Here is a 17601-nt window from a genome sequence, read left to right as displayed (position 1 = left end):
ATTTCAAGACGTCCAGAAATTTCAACCGCGGCTGGGACTTCTCGGCCCGGACGGGGAGAAGAGGTGAAGCTCCGAGCTCCGGATTGCGCGACGCTTATCCGGGCTAAGCTTGCTTGCTATTCCCGGAGATCGCTGCGCTCATCCGGGCTACGCTTGCTACGAGCTGCCGTCGCGCCTTCCAGCAATCCGATTGCCCTCAGATTTTCGCCAAGCGCGAACTGATCGAGCGCACCGAGCGGCAGCGCGGTGAAGGCGCCAATGCGCTGATACAAGAACCGGTAGGCATCGTTGAACGCCAGTGCAATTTCGGCTGGCGAGCCGGTGGCTTCGGCGGGGTCTGGAATGCCCCAATGCGTGGTCATCGGCTGACCCGGCCAGATCGGGCAGACTTCTGCCCCCGCATTGTCGCAGACCGTGAACACAAAATCCAACACCGGCGCGCCGGGCGCGATGAACTCGGCCCATGATTTCGAGCGAAGACCCAAAATGTTGTAACCTTGGGCTTTCAACAATCGCAACGCTTCGATGTGGACATGCCCCTTGGGATGACTGCCTGCGCTGTAGGCGCGGTAATTCCCCGCGCCGACCGTGTTCAGGATCGCCTCGGCGATGATCGAACGCGCCGAATTGCCGGTGCAGAGGAACAGGACGTTGTAGGGGCGATGCGTCAACTGAAGATCCCTGGAGATCGACTTCACGTAGAATCACGAGGCCGGCGAGCGCGCCGCGTAGGCAACATACGCCAAAGCAGTCAATTGGATAGCGATCATCGCGGGTGGCCGTTCGGATCAAACCTCGCGACGGACAAGACCGAACCGCTTGCCGGCCACGCCACCTTGAGAAACAAAAACCCCGGCGTTTCCGCCGGGGTTTTGCATTTGATACTTCAACTGCGCGAATGATTGGCCGGATCAGAAATCCATGCCGCCCATGCCACCGCCGCCGGGGGGCATACCGCCGCCGCCCTGGTTCTTCTTCGGCAGTTCGGCGATCATGGCTTCGGTGGTGATCAAGAGAGCCGCGACCGAGGCCGCGTTCTGGATCGCCGCGCGGACGACCTTGGTCGGGTCGATGATGCCCTTCTTGACCATGTCGCCGTATTCGCCGGTCTGCGAGTCGAACCCGTAATTATATTGGTCCTTCTCCAAAACCTTGCCGACGATCACGGAGCCGTCTTCGCCTGCGTTGATGGCGATCTGGCGCGCGGGCCAGGACAGTGCCTTGCGGACGATTTCGACGCCGGTCTTCTGGTCGTCGTTCGCGGTCTTGATGCGCTTGAGCTGCTCGGAGGCGCGCAGCAGGGCGACGCCGCCGCCCGGCACGATGCCTTCTTCAACCGCCGCACGGGTCGCATGCATCGCGTCATCAACGCGATCCTTGCGCTCCTTGACTTCGACTTCGGTCGCGCCGCCGACGCGGATGACGGCAACGCCGCCGGCCAGCTTGGCGAGACGCTCCTGCAGCTTCTCACGGTCGTAGTCCGAAGTGGTCTCTTCGATCTGCGCCTTGATCTGGTTGACGCGGGCTTCGATGTCGGCCTTCTTGCCGGCGCCGTTGACGATCGTGGTGTTCTCCTTGTCGATCATCACCTTCTTGGCGCGACCGAGCATGGCGAGCGTCACGTTCTCCATCTTGATGCCGAGATCTTCCGAGATCGCCTGGCCGCCGGTCAGGATCGCGATGTCCTGCAGCATGGCCTTGCGGCGATCGCCGAAGCCCGGCGCCTTGACGGCGGCAACCTTGAGGCCGCCACGCAGACGGTTGACGACGAGGGTAGCAAGCGCCTCGCCTTCGACGTCTTCAGCGACGATCACGAGCGGCTTGCCGGTCTGCACGACGGCCTCCAACAGCGGCAGCAGTTCGTTCAGGTTGGAGAGCTTCTTCTCGTTGATCAGGATGTAGGCATCGTCGAACTCGACGCGCATCTTGTCGGCGTTGGTGACGAAGTAGGGCGAGATGTAGCCGCGGTCGAACTGCATGCCTTCGACGACGTCGAGTTCGGTCTCGAGCGACTTGGCTTCCTCGACGGTGATGACACCCTCGTTGCCGACCTTCTTCATCGCGTCGGCGAGGAACTTGCCGATTTCGCTGTCGCCGTTGGCCGAGATGGTGCCGACCTGCGCGATCTCTTCGTTCGACGTGACCTTCTTGGAGTTCTTGACGAGGTCGGCGACCACGGCTTCCACAGCCAGGTCGATGCCGCGCTTCAGATCCATCGGGTTCATGCCGGCGGCAACCGACTTGGCGCCTTCACGGACGATCGCGGCGGCCAAAACGGTCGCGGTGGTGGTGCCGTCGCCGGCCGCGTCGGCCGACTTCGAGGCCACTTCGCGCACCATCTGGGCGCCCATGTTCTCGAACTTGTCCTCGAGCTCGATCTCCTTGGCGACGGTGACGCCGTCCTTGGTGATGCGGGGCGCGCCGAACGACTTGTCGAGCACGACGTTGCGGCCCTTGGGGCCGAGCGTGACCTTGACGGCGTTGGCGAGGATTTCGACGCCGCGCAGCATGCGGTCGCGGGCATCGACGCCGAATTTCACATCTTTAGCTGACATATGAGTTTCCCTATGTTGGTGTTGGTCCTCATCCTTGCGCGCCCGCACGGGGCCGCAGCCGGGATGAGACGGAGACGATGCTCGCCCAAGGCGGGCGAGCGGGGCTTACGCCGCCTTCTTCTTGGCGGTGGGCAGGTCGGTGAGGACGCCCATGATGTCGCTTTCCTTCATGATCAGCAGTTCCTGACCATCGAGCTTGACCTCGGTGCCGGACCACTTGCCGAACAGCACGCGGTCGCCGACCTTGAGGTCGATCGGGATCAGCTTGCCGGCTTCGTCGCGGCCGCCCGGGCCGACAGCGGTGATTTCGCCCTGCGAGGGCTTTTCCTTGGCGCTGTCGGGGATGATGATACCGCCAGCACTCTTCTCTTCGGCGTCGATGCGCTTGACTACAACGCGGTCGTGAAGCGGACGGAATTTCATGCAAGTCCTCCTAAGTTTCTGAAGATATTTGAATTTCGGAAATTGGCAGTCGCATCCGGCGAGTGCCAGGGCGACGGTGTGGAGATAAGCCAGAGTTGTGATGGGAACAAGCCCTGATAGCAGAAAAATTGGCACTCAAATAGGGCGGCTGCCAGATTTGACCGGCAGCGTTAACGCCGCGGCGGCTCCCGGACCAGGTATTAGCACTAGCGCTAAGTCGCTGCTAACGCTGAATTTTTCAACATATCGTTAAACATTTAAGCTTGTGATGGTGGGCAGTCGTGCGTCAGAATTTTCATGCAAGCATGGAGGTTGGCATGAGCTCTCGGGTCGAGGTTTCCAGTGACTTTCGCAAGCAGGTCCTGGGCTACGGACTGACAACGGCGGAGATTCTGTACCGCCGCCCGGACCGGCACTGGCTGCTGCAAAGCTATGTCTGGCAGAACTACGACCTGTTCCCGAACTTTCCGGCGTTGAAGGATTTCCTCGCCTTCTGGGAAAAGCAGCTGGAAGGCCCGCTGGTCGCGGTCACCGTGGCGCATTCCAAGCTGATCAAGCCGGCCGAGCTCCGCGCCATCGACGGGGTGTTCAGGTTGCACTGAGCCGGGTGCGCTTACTAATTGCCGTTGTCATCAACTGCAGCTAACCTTTCCACGCGGCGCAGCATTCGGGCAAACGAATGCGCCCCGCGATGGGGAGGTTATCATGGCTACCGCACGTACTTCCGCACGTTCCGGGACGAACAAGAAGACCGCAGCGCCCGGGCGACCGGACAAGCCAGCGGCCAAATCGATGGCGAAACTGGTCACCAAGTCGGCGGTCAGGTCGAAGGCCATGCCGCCCGCGAAGCCTCCCGCCAAACCCGCATCCAAGCCCGCCGCCCCATCAGCAACCAAGGCGCGGCCGAAGCAGCGCGTCGCCATCAGCCATCTGCGCGAGGATGATTTCGTCGCCAACGGGTTGCGCGCCTATGCGCAATATCGCGATCTCGGCATCGCCCGCGCCAGCCACGGCCTGGCCCAGGCCCATGTGATCCGGCTGATCGGGCCGTGTAACCCGGCCGAAGTCTCCAAGCTGCATTTCCACGACGTCGAATTCCAGATGGTCTATGTGCTGAGCGGCTGGGTGAAGGCCGATCTCGAAGGCCACGGCGAGATCCTGATGCGCGAAGGCAGCTGCTGGACCCAGCCGCCGCGGATCCGGCACAAGATCAACGATTACTCCGACAATTGCGAATTGCTGGAAGTGATCCTGCCGGCGGAATTCGAGACGGTGGAACTGACCGCGGCGAAGTGAGCGGGCACGGACGGCGTCGCGGCGGACTCATCGCCGCGCCGTTGCAGGCGCCGGGACGTTAGTCCAACGCTTCGTCGCCCGGTCGACGTCATCGCAAATGTGCGAAGCCGACCAAGGTTGCGGCGCGCGTCGGATCGACCAGCCGGACCCGTTGCGGCATCACGATGATGAGTTGTTCCTGCTGAAGCCGGGTGAAGATCCGGCTCACGGTCTCGAATGTCGTGCCGATATAGTCTGCGATATCATGCCGCTTCATCGGCAGGATGATATCCGTCGTATCCGGCGCCCAGCGCGCGAGCTTGCGCTGCCACATCAGCAGAAACGCCAGCAGTCTCTCCTCCGGCGTCCGGCGCCGCAGCAGCACAAGCTTGTCCTGGGCCAATTGCAGCTCGGCGAGCGTGAAATCCAGGATCAGCTTCATCAGCGGCGGCGAGAGTTGCGCGAATTCGAAGAAGCGGGATCGTGCAAACCGCTTGACGGCGACCTCGCCGATGGCGTCTGCCGCGAACGACTTGTGATTGCTCTGCGGCGCAACCAGAAAGTCGCCCGGAAGCGCAAAGCCGACAATGTGGCGTCGGCCGTCTCGAAGTGTCCGGTGACGACGGACCAGGCCGCTCGACAGAAAGTAGACATAGCGGGCGTTGTCGCGCTCGGTGAAAATCACCTCATTGTTCCGGCAAATCAATTCCTCAGCCAGTGAATCCAGCCGGTCGCGCTCGATCGCGCTCAGCGGTAAATGCGCAACGCTCTTTTGGAGCATTCGGTTTCAATCCTGATTGCAATGGATCGGGGTGCTTGCGTGACGGCGTCGACGCTTGTTTTCATACTAACGAGAAATCGGATCGCCGCTGTGAGCCAGATCAAAATTGCCGACGTCGGCGTCTGACTATTTTCAGTTAGCAAAGTAGGAAGCCGTCGTGATCGAGCTGCTACGCGAGCTGGTAGCAATTTGCAGAGCGATCCGCGCTGCTGGTCCGACGATCCAGCCATGCACTAAACTTCCGGTCCGCGATTGCGCGCTGAAATGCCGCAGCATCGTGCGCCGCAGCAATTGATCGCGAACAATGTTTGGATGTTCGCCGAACAAGCACATTCCACCGAACAACAAGATTCTTCAACTCGGCGAGCTGTTCGGCGCACCGAGTCCAAGAGGGAGTGGCGAAGCCCATCTCACAAAGCAAGGAGGGACAATGTTCACTTATCAAGTACAATCGATGCCGTACGACCCAAGCGCCTCGATGACGGTCTGGTTGATGTATCTGGTTGCCGTCGTGGTTTACTTCAGTCCGATCGCGATCGCGTTTGTTCGCAATGTAAAGCATCGGTGGCTGCTGTATTTTTGCAATCTGCTGTTGGGGTTCACCGGTATCGCCTGGGTCTACTGCCTGTTCTCCGCCATCTTCGGCGACAAGGAAGGCGCGACCGGGAAGCTGCCGGCCGCGGCATGAGGTTCTGCGGGAGCGCGCCGCGTCTGGCCGCGACGCGGTGCGTTTCGGTTTCGCGCAGGTCGGCGCGACGAAACAATTGATGCAATCGACGAAGTCATTTTCCAGGAACGGCGAAGGCGGCCGGAAATGGTGACTTGGCAGTCTGGCGCTCTCGAACCACCAAGCAACGGATGGCTGCCATGCTCGCCGAAAAATTTCTGCTGGTCCTGGAATCGGTGATTCACACCCAGCGCCAGTCCTACCCGAACGGAAGCCCGAGGGTGATCAGTACCTCGCCACATATCCCGGTCGAGCTGCCGGTTGAGGGTCGGAAATAGACGCGCGGAACGCGAGATCGTTATCCACCTCGACACTATGGCTCGGCGCGCATACCGTGCGCCGCCGGCCATGAGAGGTGTGATGTGACCAAGAAGACCGTGATCAAGAAGAAGACCGTCGCCAACAAACCGGCGTCAAAGAAAAAGGCATCGATGGCCGGCCGCGTCAGCGCGGCCCGCAAGCCCGAACCGCGGCAGCCCGCCAAGCAACAGCCGCCGAGGGGACCGATCTGGCAGTGGTCGGCAGTGGACACGGCGGCGGCGATTCGCTCCGGCGTGGTTTCCTCGGTCGAGGTTGTCGGTGCTCATCTCGAGCGCATGCGTGCGGTCAATCCGAAGCTCAACGCGGTCGTCGTCGACCTGTCGGATCAGGCGCTCAAGGCGGCGAAGGCCGCCGACAGGGCGAAGCCCGGAAAGGCCGGCCTCGGCGCGCTGCACGGCGTGCCGATCACCATCAAGGAAAACGTCGACTTCGAAGGCCTGCCCAACCCCAACGGCGTCCCGGCGCAAATGCGGATCATCGCGCCCTCGGATGCGCCGGTGGTGCGCAATCTGAAAAACGCCGGCGCGATTGTCATCGGCCTGACCAATACGCCTGAATTCTCGTTCCGCGGCTTCACCGACAACCCGCTGCACGGGCTGACGCTGAACCCGTGGAGTCCCGACATCACCTGCGGCGGCTCGTCGGGCGGCGCCGGCGCCGCGGTGGCGGCTGGCATCGGCGCGATCGCTCATGGCAACGACATTGGCGGCTCGCTGCGCTGGCCGGCCCATTGCAACGGCGTTGCCACCATCAAGCCGACGCAGGGCCGCATCCCAGCCTATAATGAGAGCGCCGCGGCCGAGCGGCCGATGCTGTCGCATCTGATGTCCGGGCAGGGGCCGCTGGCGCGCAGCGTCGGCGATGTCCGGCTGGCGCTCGAAGTGATGAGCCAGCGCGATCCGCGCGATCCGTGGTGGGTGCCGGCGCCGCTGGTCGGGCCGCAGCCGAAGCGGCCGATCAAGGTCGCGCTGGCGAAACTGCCCGCCGACATGGACGTCGATCCCTCGGTGCGCGCGGCGCTGCGGCAGGCCGCCGATCATCTCGAGCGCGGCGGCTATCGCGTCAGCGAGGTCGAGGTCCCCGATATCAATGGCGTCTGGCAGAACTGGTGCGACATCATCACCAATGAGGTCGTGGTGATGCAGGAAGCCGGGATGCTGGCGGTGACCTCCGCGGATTTCCACACCGCCTGGAACGGCATGAAGGCCAAGGCCAACGTGCTCGACATGCAGGGCTGGATGCGCGCCACCGCTGCGCGCAACGGCCATATCCGCGCCTGGCAAATGTTCTTCGAGGATTATCCGGTGGTGCTGGCGCCGACCACGGTGAGGCCGACGCCCGGCCCGCGCGAAGACACCATCAGCGCAGAACGCGTGCGTGAAATCTTCTGGAACGACCTGCGCTTCATTTCCGCGATCAATGTGCTGGGTCTGCCGGGCGCCGTCGTTCCGGTCGCACTGCACGACGGCAAGCCGATCGGCGTGCAGCTGATCGCCGGGCGCTACCGCGAGGATCTCGCGCTCGATGCCGCGGCGGCGATCGAGAAGCGCGCGGGCATGCTGGTGCGCCAATTGTGGGCGCAGATGGGCTAAGGAGCGATCGGACTTACGTTATTGCCCCGACCATCGCGCCCATCAGGCAGGTCGTCAGCGTTCCGGACACGATCGATTTCAGCCCGAGCGCCGCGATCTCCTCGCGGCGCTGCGGCGCCATGCTGGCGAGGCCGCCGATCATGATGCCGAGGCTGCCGAAATTGGCGAAGCCGCACATCGCATAGAGCATGATCAACTTGGAGCGCGGATCGAGCGCGTCGGCGGGCAGCTTCGACAGTTCGACATAGGCGATCAATTCGTTCAGCACGGTCTTGATCCCCATCAGCGATCCGGCGGTGACCGCCTGATCCCACGGCAGCCCCAACATCCAGCACACCGGCGCCATCGCGATGCCCAGCATCCGCTGCAGCGAGATTGGCGCGCCGCGCAGATCGGGCAGCAGGCCGAGCGCCGCGTTGGCGAGATAGACCAGCGCCACCAGCACGATCAGCATCGCGATGATGTTGAGCAGCAGCTCAAGCCCGGCACTGGTGCCCTTGACCACCGCGTCCATGCTGCTGGTGGCGATCGTTCCGGGATCGTCGAGCGCGCCGCCGGTGCGTCGCGGCTCGGTCTCCGGCACCATGATCAAACTCACCAGGATCGCCGTCGGCGCGCCGAGCACCGAGGCGATCACAAAATGCGCGGCGGCATCGGGCAACACCGGCGCCAGCAGCGTTGCGTACAGCACCAGCACGGTGCCGGCGATCCCGGCCATGCCGCCGGTCATCACCAGGAACAATTCGCTGCGGGTCAGCTGTCCCAGATACGGCCGGATGAACAACGGCGCTTCAACCATGCCGAGAAAGACATTGGCGGCGGTGGAGAGACCAACCGCGCCGCCGACGCCGAGCGTGCGCTCCAGCAGCCACGCCATGCCGTGCACCACCGGTGGCAGGATCTTCCAGTGGAACAGCAGCGTGGTCAGCACGCTCATCACCAGCACGATCGGCAGCGCCTGGAACGCGAGAATGAAATCCGCGCCCGGCGCCTTCGGATCGAACGGCAGCGCGGCGCCGCCGAGATAGCCGAACACGAAGCTGGTGCCGGCGCGCGAGGCGGCGGAAATCACCCCGACGGCGTCGTTGATGGCGCCGAACGCATGCGCCACCACCGGCAGCTTAATCAGCAGCACCGCGGTCAACAACGTGATGCCGAGCCCGATCGCGGCCTGCTTCACCGAGACATGGCTACGATTTTCCCCGAACGCCCAGGCGAGCATCAGGAGCGCGAACACGCCGAACGCAGATTGCAGTCGAAGCATGAGTCCCCCGAGGCCGGAGGACGAGTATGATACGAGGCCGCCGCAGGCAAGCCGGTTTTGGGTGCATCGTCTCGGGCATTCTGTGCGCCGGCGCAGCGCGAACGTCTTGCGATGGCAAGCCACCCAGGACGCGCTCGCATCGCCACGCGGCCCTCCGCGGGGAGCAGCCAGCAAGTCTTCAATAGCGGCGACCGGGGGGGCGGGGCGGCGCACGGCGGCTTCGCCGCGCCGCTGGACCCATCAGCGGCAACGGTTGCCCGCTGCGGCGGCGACGGATCTCAAGACCCGTTGATGAATGACCGGCGACGTCGTCAAGGAAACGTGCCCGAGTTCGGGATCGCCCTTGAGATCGGCGTTCTGCAGCGATCCGCGAAAACGCGCGTCGCGCTGCACGGGCTTTCCCCAGCCATTCGAGAGATAGAAATTCTCCAGACGTCGGACATTGCCGGGGGCGGCCAAGGTAACCACGGGGTCGAGGGTTACCACCAGCGCGACGCGGATTCCGGCCTGCCGCAGCCGTTCGGCCATGTCCAACGCCGCGCGCGCGCCCGCCGAATGACCGATGATCACAATCGAACTCACCCGCCCGCTGTTACAGTCCTGGATGGCGCTCGCGGCAAGCGCGGCCGCTTCCGAATTGTTGGCCACCGTTGCCTCGATATTCCGCTGCCGTAGCTCGTCGGCGAACTGATCCAGGCCGGGGGAAAAGACATTCATAAATCCCCGCAACAAATAGACCTTTTCGCGCGAACTGGTTTGCGCGACGACCGACTGCGCAGTCACCGGCGGAGCGAAAGCGATGCAAAGCAAGATTGCGAGGCACTGGGTCAAAGAGCGTGTCATGCTGCAAACAGTCCGGCAAATATCGGGATGGCGCGAGTAAAATAGCCCCGACCGCGAAGTCAAGCCACGTCCGCGGCATGATTGGCCGAGGCTTGCCGCTGCGCTTCGAAACAGATGCGATGCGGGATGGGCAAAAGAGCACACCGACGATTTCGTCAGGAAAATCATCGGGGATCGCATAGGCCTACCGCTTGTACTACGTGATCTTTGCCGACGAGAACAAGGGCGTCAAAAGTCTATCGATAGCCACATAGGCTCGCCCGGCACGCAGTGCGCGGTGCGGATCAGCCCCGCCCGACGAACGGCATCTTGGTCGCCATCACGGTCATGAACAGCACGTTGGCGTCGAGCGGCAGAGCGGCCATGTAGGCGACCGCGTCGCCGACCGCCTTGGCGTCCATCCGCGGCTCCTGTTTCGAGCTGCCGTCCGGCTGCAATACGCCGGGGCCGTTGACCATGCGGTCGGTCATCGGCGTGGCGGCGTTGCCGATGTCGATCTGGCCGACCGCGATGTCATAGGCGCGGCCGTCGAGATTGCTCGCCTTGGTCAGCCCGCTGATGGCGTGCTTGGTCGAGGTGTAGGCGGCGGAGAACGGCCGCGGCGCATGCGCCGAGATCGAGCCGTTGTTGATGATGCGGCCGCCGCGCGGGGTCTGGTCGCGCATGATCCGGAATGCGTGCTGGGTGCACAAGAACGGCGCGGTGAGGTTGGTGTCGACCACCGCCTGCCACTGCGCCAGCGACAGATCCTCGAACGGCAGCGGCGGCGCGCCCATCCCGGCATTGTTGAACAACAGATCGAGCCGGCCGAATTTCTCCACTGTGGTGGCGAACAGCGCCGCGATCGAGGCCGGGTCGGCCATGTCGGCGGTGACCGGCAGGCTGTTGCCGATGGCTTCGCCGAGTTTTTGCGTTTCCTGCAGCATCGCCAGCCGGCGGCCGGCCAGCACCACGGTGAAGCCGGCCTGCATCAGCGCCAGCGACGCGGCGCGGCCGACCCCGGTGCCGGCGCCGGTGACGATTGCGATCTTGCTGGTGGCGTTGGCCATGGTGTTCTCTCCCTGATGTTTCTTGCTCTTGGGACGTTTTGCTTCGCGCGATCGTAATGGCTGCCACGCGCTTCAACAAGCCGCGCCGTCATTCCGGGGCGCGAGTCCGCAGGACGAGCGAACCCGGAATCTTGCCGCGCACACGCATCGGAGAGGATGCTTGGAGGAGGGAAGGCACTTGCCGCGAGATTCCGGGTTCGCTCGCAGCTTCCGCTGCGCGCGCCCCGGAATGACGAACTCTACCTCATGCCTCGTTAGTCTTCCTTCTTGTACGGCGGGCGCGGGATGTTGGCGTGGGCCTGGCGCAGCGCCGCCGACCAGCGCGAGCGCAGATCGTGGAAATACGGCTCGCCGGCCTCGATCCGGTGATTGAGATCAGCGTCGCAGACGTCGGTGCGCACCACCAGCACGTCGATCGGCAGGCCGACGCCGAGATTCGAGCGCATCGTCGAATCCATCGAGATCAGGCTGGTCTTCAGCGCCTCGTACAATTCGACCTCGTAATGCATCGCGCGGTCGAGCACCGGCTTGCCGTATTTGTGCTCGCCGATCTGCAGATAGGGCGTGTCGGTGGTACATTCGATGAAATTGCCGGCAGGATAGATCATGAACAGCCGCATCCGGCCGCCCTTGATCTGGCCGCCGAACAGGAACGAGACCTCGAAATTGATGTCCTCGGCCTTCAACGCCTCGGCCTCGGTGGCGTTGACGTGGCGGATGGCACGCCCGATCCGCTGCGCCGCCTGAAACATCGTCGGCGCATTCATCAGGGTTTCGATCTCGCCGCTGGTCGGGTCTTGCAGGCCTTCGATCAGCGTCGACAGCACCGACTGGCTGATCGCCAGATTGCCGGCGCTGGCCACCGCCATGATCCGCTCGCCGGGCTTGCTGAAGACGTGCAGTTTGCGGAAGGTCGAGACGTTGTCCAGCCCGGCATTGGTTCGGGTGTCGGCGATCATCACCAGACCGTCACGCACCAGAACTCCGCAGCAATAGGTCATCTTCGTCCTCGAAACGCGTCGCTTGAAAGGGGAGCATTGGCGCCGAGACGGAGCAGGGTCGGCGGCAGCGGGACACTAGCCAATTCGGCGCAGGCGTCCAGCCCCCAAAGGTCGCTTCAGCCGGCCGCGCGTCGCAGCCAAGCCTTTGGCTGGCCTCGTGGTCAGGCTTATGACTCGCCTTGCCACTGGACCTGCCGTCCCGCCTGATCGACCTTGACGGTGACCGACAGCGTTTCGGTGCCGCCGCCGTAGCGGGTGCCGCGCACCGGCGCGGCGCCGAGATAATCGAGTCCGATGGCGACCCTCGCATGGGCGTCGGTGGTGCAGATCGCATTGGCCGGATCGAAGCCGATCCAGCCCAGCACCGGGACATGGGCCTCGGCCCAGGCATGGCCGGCCTGCTGATGCACCATGCCGTCGGCGCGCAGGAAATGCCCGGCGACGAAGCGGGCCGGCACGCCGCCGGAGCGCGCGCAGGCGATGAAGATATGAGCGTAGTCCTGGCACACGCCGCGGCGCAGCGCGAACGCCTCCGCCGCCGAGGTGCCGGAATTGGTCGGGTCGCCGTCGAAGGTCATGTGTTCGTTGAGCTGCATCATCAGCGCGTGCAGGAAGCCCAGCACGTCATCCTCGGATTCCGAGCGCAGTTCGCGGGCGAACGTAGCCATCGCCGAATTGACCTCGGTCAGCGGCGTCGAGCGCAGGAAGAATCCCGGCGGAAACCGCTCCTCGGTGCCCTTCAGGATGCCGCCGGTGTCGTGGGTTTCGATCAGGCCCTCGGCGCTGATGGTGAGGTCGGTGGTCGGGCCGATGGTCAGCACGTGGGTGACGTTGCCGAACGCGTCGTGGTGCATGTCGAGCTTGGTGTCGGTGGAGACGTCGATCTGCCATTCGGCGACGTACTGGCCGTCGTGACTGCCGGGGGTCATCCGCAACACCTGGATCACGCCGGTGGCGGGCGGCTCATAGCGATAGGTCGTCGTATGGGCAATTCGCAGGCGCATGGCGTCAGCAATCCGGTTGAGGTGCGGCAGACTAGCTCAGATCAAATACTGCTTGGCGATAATTTCGCCGAGCCGGCCGTTGTCCGCGATGAATTCCTGGATGAATTCGTGCACGCCACGCTGGAAGATGTCGTCCATGTGGCTGTGCTCGAGTCGGTTGCGGACGCCTCTGGCATGGCGCTGCGCCGCGCCCTGGCGGCCGTAGGCGACGCCGATCTGGTCGAGGTTGCGCACCAGATTGCCGTAACACGACGCCAGCGAACGCGGCAGCGTGTCGTTGAGGATCAGCAGATCGGCGATCAGCCACGGCTTCAGCGTCTCGCGATAGACCCAGTGATAGGCGGTCAGCGCCGACACCGAGCGCAGGATCGAGGTCCACTGATAGTAATCCAGCGGGCCGCCGACATGTTCCTCCTCCGGCAGCAGCACGTGATACTTGACGTCGAGAATCCGCGCGGTGTTGTCGGCGCGTTCCAGATGCAGCCCGAGCCGTGAGAACCAGTAGGCGTCGTTGCGCAGCATGGTGCGGTAGGCCGAGCCGTCGAACCGCAGCGAGATCTCCTGCACGAAGCGCAGAAATTTCGTCAGCTCCTCGCGGGTCTTGGCGCCCTTGCCCCAGATCTCCTGCAGATCGATCCAGGCGCCGTTGATGGTGTCCCACATCTCGCTGGTCAGCGCGGTGCGCACCGAGCGCGAATTCAGCCGGGCATTTTCGATGCAGTTGCGGATCGACGACGGGTTGGCGGGCGAGAACGATAGATACTCGACCACGCTGGCTTCGGTGGCCTCGTCGTAGAGGCCATAGAAGCTAGCGCTGACGCCGGCGGTCAGCAGCGCCGAATCCCATTCATTGCCCTGGCCGGTGTAGGCGTTCGGCAGCGCGGTGACGCGCAGCGTCGCCTCGATGGTGCGCGCCAGATATTCGGCGCGTTCGACATAGCGGGCCAGCCAGTAAAGATTTTCAGCGGTGCGCGACAGCATGACGGCTTTTTCTCCCTCCCCCCTTGCGGGGGAGGGTTGGGGTGGGGGGTGGCAACAGGCAATGCATCGGATGTCGACCCCCGACCCCTCCCCGCAAGGGGGAGGGGAGCGGGCAGCGGGTGCTGCGCGTCCGAGTCATCACCGCAAACTTACTCATCCAAAATCCACGTATCCTTGGTGCCGCCGCCCTGGCTGGAATTCACCACCAGGGAGCCTTCCTTCAGCGCCACCCGGGTCAACCCGCCCGGCACGATGGTGACGCGGTCGCGTCCGGTCAGCACGAACGGACGCAAATCGACGTGGCGCGGCGCGAGGCCGGAGGCGGTGCAGGTCGGGCAGGTCGACAGCGCCAGCGTCGGCTGGGCGATAAACCCTTCCGGTTCGCGCTTCAATTTATCGCGGAACGCCTCGATGGTGGCCTTGGTCGCGGCCGGGCCGATCAGCATGCCATAGCCGCCGGAGCCGTGGACTTCCTTGACCACCAGCTCGCCGAGATGATCGAGCACATAGGCCAGATCGGCCGGCTCGCGGCAGCGCCAGGTCGGCACGTTCTTCAGGATCGGCTCCTCGCCGAGGTAGAATTTCACGATCTCCGGCATGTAGCTGTAGACCGCCTTGTCGTCGGCGATCCCGGTACCGACCGCATTGGCCAGCGTGACGTTGCCGGCCATATAGGCCGACATCAGCCCGGGCACGCCGAGCGCCGAATCAGGGCGGAAGGTCAACGGATCGAGGTACTCGTCGTCGACCCGCCGATAGATCACGTCGACCCGCTTCAGGCCTTCGGTGGTGCGCATGAACACCTCGTCGCTCTTGACGATGAGGTCGCGGCCCTCGACCAGTTCGACGCCGAGCTTGTCGGCCAGGAACGAATGCTCGTAATAGGCCGAATTGTAGACCCCGGGCGTCATCAGCGCCACGGTCGGCTCGGACGACGCGTGCAGCGGCGCCACCGAGCGCAACGCGGTCAGCAGTTCGTCGGGATATTTCTCCACCGGCGCGACGCGATGCCGCGCGAACAGATCCGGAAACAGCCGCATCATGATTTCGCGGTTTTCCAGCATGTAGGACACGCCGGACGGGGTCCGCGCATTGTCCTCGAGCACGTAGAAGTTTTCCGCGTCTACCCGGACGATGTCGATGCCGGCGATATGCACATAAACATCGTGCGGCACCGCCTGGCCGTTCATTTCCGGCCGGAACACCGGGTTCTGGAAGATCAGATCGTCCGGGATGATGTTGGCGCGCAGGATGTCGCGGCCGTGATAGATGTCGCGCAGGAACATGTTGATGGCGCGGACCCGCTGCTTCAGGCCCTTTTCCAGCAGCGTCCATTCCTTGCCCGAGATGATTCGCGGGATCACGTCGAACGGGATCAGCCGCTCCTGGGCCTCCGCGTCGCCATACACCGCAAAGGTGATGCCGATTCGGCGGAACAGCAATTCCGCCTCGTGACGCCGATGTTCAAGCGCGTCGGGCGGCGTATCGCTCAGCCAGCGCGACAATTCCTGATAGGCGGAGCGAAGTTCACCGCCGGGGCCATTCATTTCGTCGAACGCGACTGCCATTTAACCAGACTGCTTCCAAGTGGTCCTGCAACAGAGTGCAGCACGGAATAGGATGGTAGCAAGGCCCGGGCCAGCGCGATATGCATCGCGTGGACCCTTTTGTTGGAACCCTCGGTGAGTGTGCCTGAAAAACGGGCTGACAGGTGCTTATTTCGGCGGCAAGTCTCGCGAAATCGGGGCTTTGCTGTTAAGCGAGAACGGCGACGGGGCGAGGAGAGGCAATGACCGACATTATCACGGCGGGTATTCTGGTGATCGGCGACGAAATCCTGTCCGGCCGCACCAAGGACAAGAACATCGGCTTCATCGCCGAATATCTGACCAATATCGGGATCGACCTGCGCGAAGTGCGCGTGGTCTCCGACGACGAGGCCGCCATTATCGAGGCGTTGAACGCCTTGCGGGCGCGTTACACCTACGTCTTCACCACCGGCGGGATCGGGCCGACCCACGACGATATCACGGCCGACAGCGTGGCGAAGGCGTTCGGCGTCGGCATCGATCATCACCCCGAGGTGGTGGCGAGGTTCCGCGAGCGGTTTTCCGGCCAGGAGCTCAACGAGGCGCGGCTGCGGATGGCGCGAATCCCCGACGGCGCCGAACTGATTCAAAGCGCCACCATCCTGGCGCCCGGCTTCAAGATCGGCAATGTCATCGTGATGGCGGGCGTGCCGTCGATCATGCAGGCGATGATGGACATCGTCGCGCCGAAGCTGAAATCCGGGGCGCGGATGCTGTCGGAGACGGTGCAGGCCAATGCCCGCGAGGGCGACATCGGCGGGCCGCTGCGCGAGATCGCGCTGGCGCATCCCGACACCATGATCGGCAGCTATCCGTTTCTCGACGAGGACAAGAAGCCGAACACCAATCTGGTGGTCCGTTCGCGCGATCCGGACAAGCTGCACGCGGCGATGGCTGCGGTGAAAGCCATGCTGGCGGCGTTGCACGCTCCGCATTGACGGGCCAGAACGAATTGTGAAACGCGGCGGGTAGGACAGGCGGATGGTTGAACGTGCGGATCTGAACCCGCAGCAGCGGGCGGGCCGGCCGTTTCCGGTGTCGTGGGACCAGTTTCACCGCGACTGCCGGGCGCTGACCTGGCGGCTCAACGAGGTCGGGCCGTTTCACGCGGTGATCGCCATCACCCGCGGCGGACTGGTGCCGGCGGCGATCGTGGCGCGCGAACTCGGGCTACGGGTGATCGATACGGTGTGCGTCGCCAGCTACGACCACGACAAGCAGGGCGAGTTGAAACTGCTGAAGGGCATTTCGGACCAGACCGCGGCGCTCGGCGGCGGCAGCGGCAAGGGCCTGCTGATCGTCGACGACCTCGCCGACACCGGCGCCACCATGCGGCTGGTGCGCGACATGCTGCCGGACGCGCATTTCGCCACCGTCTACGCCAAGCCGAAGGGCCGGCCGCTGGTAGACACCTTCATCACCGAAGTGTCGCAGGACACCTGGATCTTCTTCCCCTGGGACACCGCATTGTCGTTCCAGCCGCCGATCCGCGACGGCGCGGCGTAGCCGGCGACGATGCCGCTGCAAAACCGCGTCACGCCAGCGGGCGACATCGTCGCAACGCCGGCCCGCGGCATCTTCACCGGCAATCGCGGTATCATCCACGACCCCGCCACCAAGACGCTGCTGAAGCGGCGCTGGTCGAGCCCGGCCTGGATCATCTGCGTCTGCGACTTCCGCGGTCGCCGCCGCGCCGTGATGGCGACGCGGAGCTGGACCGAATTGTTCTTCCTCGACGAAGCGACCGCGCTCGCCGCCGGGCACCGGCCGTGTTTCTATTGCCGCCGCGCCGACGCGGAGGCGTTTCGCGCGGCGTGGGCGCGCGGCAACGGGCTCGCGCGCGCGTCCGCCAAGGAGATCGACGCGACGCTGCATCGTGAGCGGCTGGACGGGCGGAAGAAGCGGCTGCATCCGCTACCCGGCGAGATGGAATCGTTGCCGGACGGCGCCATGATTCAGGCGGGAGCTGGGGCGCCGAATGCTGATGACCTAGCAGCGAGCAGCGATCAAACGAATAGCTATGTCATCCTGCAGGGCAGGGCGTTGCTGTGGAGTTTCGACGGCTATCGCCAGGTCAATGCATCGCTACGCGGCGCCATGCTGCTGACCCCGCCCTCGGCGTTGCGCGCGTTCGGCGCCGGCTACGCCCCGGTTTTGCATTCAAGCGCAAACACAACGGCTGGTTAGGCCGTGAAC

18 protein-coding genes are annotated in these 17601 nt (G+C 63.9%); 7 read left to right on the top strand and 11 right to left on the bottom strand.

Going from position 1 to position 17601, the window contains the following annotated elements:
- Window positions 1–116: 116 nt before the first annotated feature.
- From HXX15_RS21695 to HXX15_RS21685, 3 genes are all read right to left on the bottom strand, one after another.
- Window positions 117–671, bottom strand: a complete 555-nt coding sequence (locus tag HXX15_RS21695) for an arsenate reductase ArsC (RefSeq protein ID WP_296519017.1) — start codon at window positions 669–671, stop codon at window positions 117–119.
- Window positions 672–911: 240 nt separating this feature from the next.
- The gene (gene groL, locus HXX15_RS21690; RefSeq protein WP_296518862.1) at window positions 912–2555 is read right to left on the bottom strand and encodes a chaperonin GroEL; all 1644 of its coding nucleotides are present in this window, start codon (window positions 2553–2555) and stop codon (window positions 912–914) included.
- 105 nt (window positions 2556–2660) lie between these two features.
- Window positions 2661–2978 carry a co-chaperone GroES gene (locus tag HXX15_RS21685; protein WP_296518860.1) on the bottom strand — a complete coding sequence of 106 codons (318 nt, stop codon included), beginning with the start codon at window positions 2976–2978 and terminating at the stop codon, window positions 2661–2663.
- 317 nt (window positions 2979–3295) lie between these two features.
- On the opposite strand from HXX15_RS21685, the gene HXX15_RS21680 reads away from it, so the two are divergent.
- Together HXX15_RS21680 and HXX15_RS21675 are read left to right on the top strand one after the other, a co-directional pair.
- Window positions 3296–3580, top strand: a complete 285-nt coding sequence (locus tag HXX15_RS21680) for an usg protein (RefSeq protein ID WP_296518858.1) — start codon at window positions 3296–3298, stop codon at window positions 3578–3580.
- Window positions 3581–3683: 103 nt separating this feature from the next.
- The gene (locus tag HXX15_RS21675; protein WP_296518857.1) at window positions 3684–4274 is read left to right on the top strand and encodes a cupin domain-containing protein; all 591 of its coding nucleotides are present in this window, start codon (window positions 3684–3686) and stop codon (window positions 4272–4274) included.
- 88 nt (window positions 4275–4362) lie between these two features.
- On the opposite strand, the gene HXX15_RS21670 is transcribed toward HXX15_RS21675, so the two are convergent.
- A complete protein-coding gene (locus tag HXX15_RS21670; RefSeq protein ID WP_296518855.1) occupies window positions 4363–5034 on the bottom strand; it encodes a helix-turn-helix domain-containing protein in 672 nt (223 codons plus the stop codon).
- 304 nt (window positions 5035–5338) lie between these two features.
- Here HXX15_RS21670 and HXX15_RS21665 point away from each other — a divergent pair, with 304 nt between their 5' ends.
- Together HXX15_RS21665 and HXX15_RS21660 are read left to right on the top strand one after the other, a co-directional pair.
- Entirely contained in the window at window positions 5339–5722 is a 384-nt protein-coding gene (locus HXX15_RS21665) for a superinfection immunity protein (RefSeq protein WP_296518854.1), read from the top strand.
- A 401-nt stretch (window positions 5723–6123) separates the two neighbouring features.
- Window positions 6124–7674 (top strand): amidase family protein, encoded by a 1551-nt coding sequence (locus HXX15_RS21660; protein WP_296518851.1) that lies wholly within the window; start codon window positions 6124–6126, stop codon window positions 7672–7674.
- A gap of 13 nt (window positions 7675–7687) precedes the next feature.
- Here the strand turns inward: HXX15_RS21660 and HXX15_RS21655 are convergent, their stop codons facing one another.
- The 7 genes from HXX15_RS21655 to HXX15_RS21625 form a co-directional block, all read right to left on the bottom strand.
- Window positions 7688–8938: a nucleoside transporter C-terminal domain-containing protein gene (locus HXX15_RS21655; RefSeq protein ID WP_296518850.1), complete on the bottom strand. Its 1251-nt coding sequence runs from the start codon at window positions 8936–8938 to the stop codon at window positions 7688–7690.
- 240 nt (window positions 8939–9178) lie between these two features.
- Complete coding sequence (locus HXX15_RS21650) at window positions 9179–9781, bottom strand: thioesterase domain-containing protein (RefSeq protein WP_296518848.1); 603 nt, start codon at window positions 9779–9781, stop codon at window positions 9179–9181.
- Window positions 9782–10065: 284 nt separating this feature from the next.
- Window positions 10066–10830 (bottom strand): SDR family oxidoreductase, encoded by a 765-nt coding sequence (locus HXX15_RS21645; protein ID WP_296518846.1) that lies wholly within the window; start codon window positions 10828–10830, stop codon window positions 10066–10068.
- Window positions 10831–11084: 254 nt separating this feature from the next.
- A complete protein-coding gene (locus HXX15_RS21640; protein ID WP_296518845.1) occupies window positions 11085–11831 on the bottom strand; it encodes a proteasome-type protease in 747 nt (248 codons plus the stop codon).
- A gap of 167 nt (window positions 11832–11998) precedes the next feature.
- Window positions 11999–12835 carry a transglutaminase family protein gene (locus HXX15_RS21635; protein WP_296518843.1) on the bottom strand — a complete coding sequence of 279 codons (837 nt, stop codon included), beginning with the start codon at window positions 12833–12835 and terminating at the stop codon, window positions 11999–12001.
- A 36-nt stretch (window positions 12836–12871) separates the two neighbouring features.
- Entirely contained in the window at window positions 12872–13816 is a 945-nt protein-coding gene (locus HXX15_RS21630) for an alpha-E domain-containing protein (RefSeq protein ID WP_296518841.1), read from the bottom strand.
- 149 nt (window positions 13817–13965) lie between these two features.
- Window positions 13966–15384 carry a circularly permuted type 2 ATP-grasp protein gene (locus tag HXX15_RS21625; RefSeq protein ID WP_296518839.1) on the bottom strand — a complete coding sequence of 473 codons (1419 nt, stop codon included), beginning with the start codon at window positions 15382–15384 and terminating at the stop codon, window positions 13966–13968.
- A 221-nt stretch (window positions 15385–15605) separates the two neighbouring features.
- Between HXX15_RS21625 and HXX15_RS21620 the strand changes: the two genes are divergently transcribed.
- Genes HXX15_RS21620 through HXX15_RS21610 form a run of 3 tightly spaced genes read left to right on the top strand, consistent with a single transcriptional unit; the run spans window position 15606 to window position 17592 of the window.
- Window positions 15606–16343: a molybdopterin-binding protein gene (locus HXX15_RS21620; RefSeq protein WP_296518838.1), complete on the top strand. Its 738-nt coding sequence runs from the start codon at window positions 15606–15608 to the stop codon at window positions 16341–16343.
- A gap of 43 nt (window positions 16344–16386) precedes the next feature.
- A complete protein-coding gene (gpt, locus tag HXX15_RS21615) occupies window positions 16387–16911 on the top strand; it encodes a xanthine phosphoribosyltransferase (protein ID WP_296518836.1) in 525 nt (174 codons plus the stop codon).
- A 9-nt stretch (window positions 16912–16920) separates the two neighbouring features.
- A complete protein-coding gene (locus HXX15_RS21610; RefSeq protein WP_296518834.1) occupies window positions 16921–17592 on the top strand; it encodes a hypothetical protein in 672 nt (223 codons plus the stop codon).
- Window positions 17593–17601: the final 9 nt, after the last annotated feature.

Origin of the sequence: Rhodopseudomonas sp. (genome assembly GCF_013377015.1) — a bacterium.
Lineage (GTDB): Bacteria > Pseudomonadota > Alphaproteobacteria > Rhizobiales > Xanthobacteraceae > JARJEH01.
Note: the sequence above shows the minus strand (reverse complement) of the source record. Positions and strands in the feature narration are given on the sequence as shown.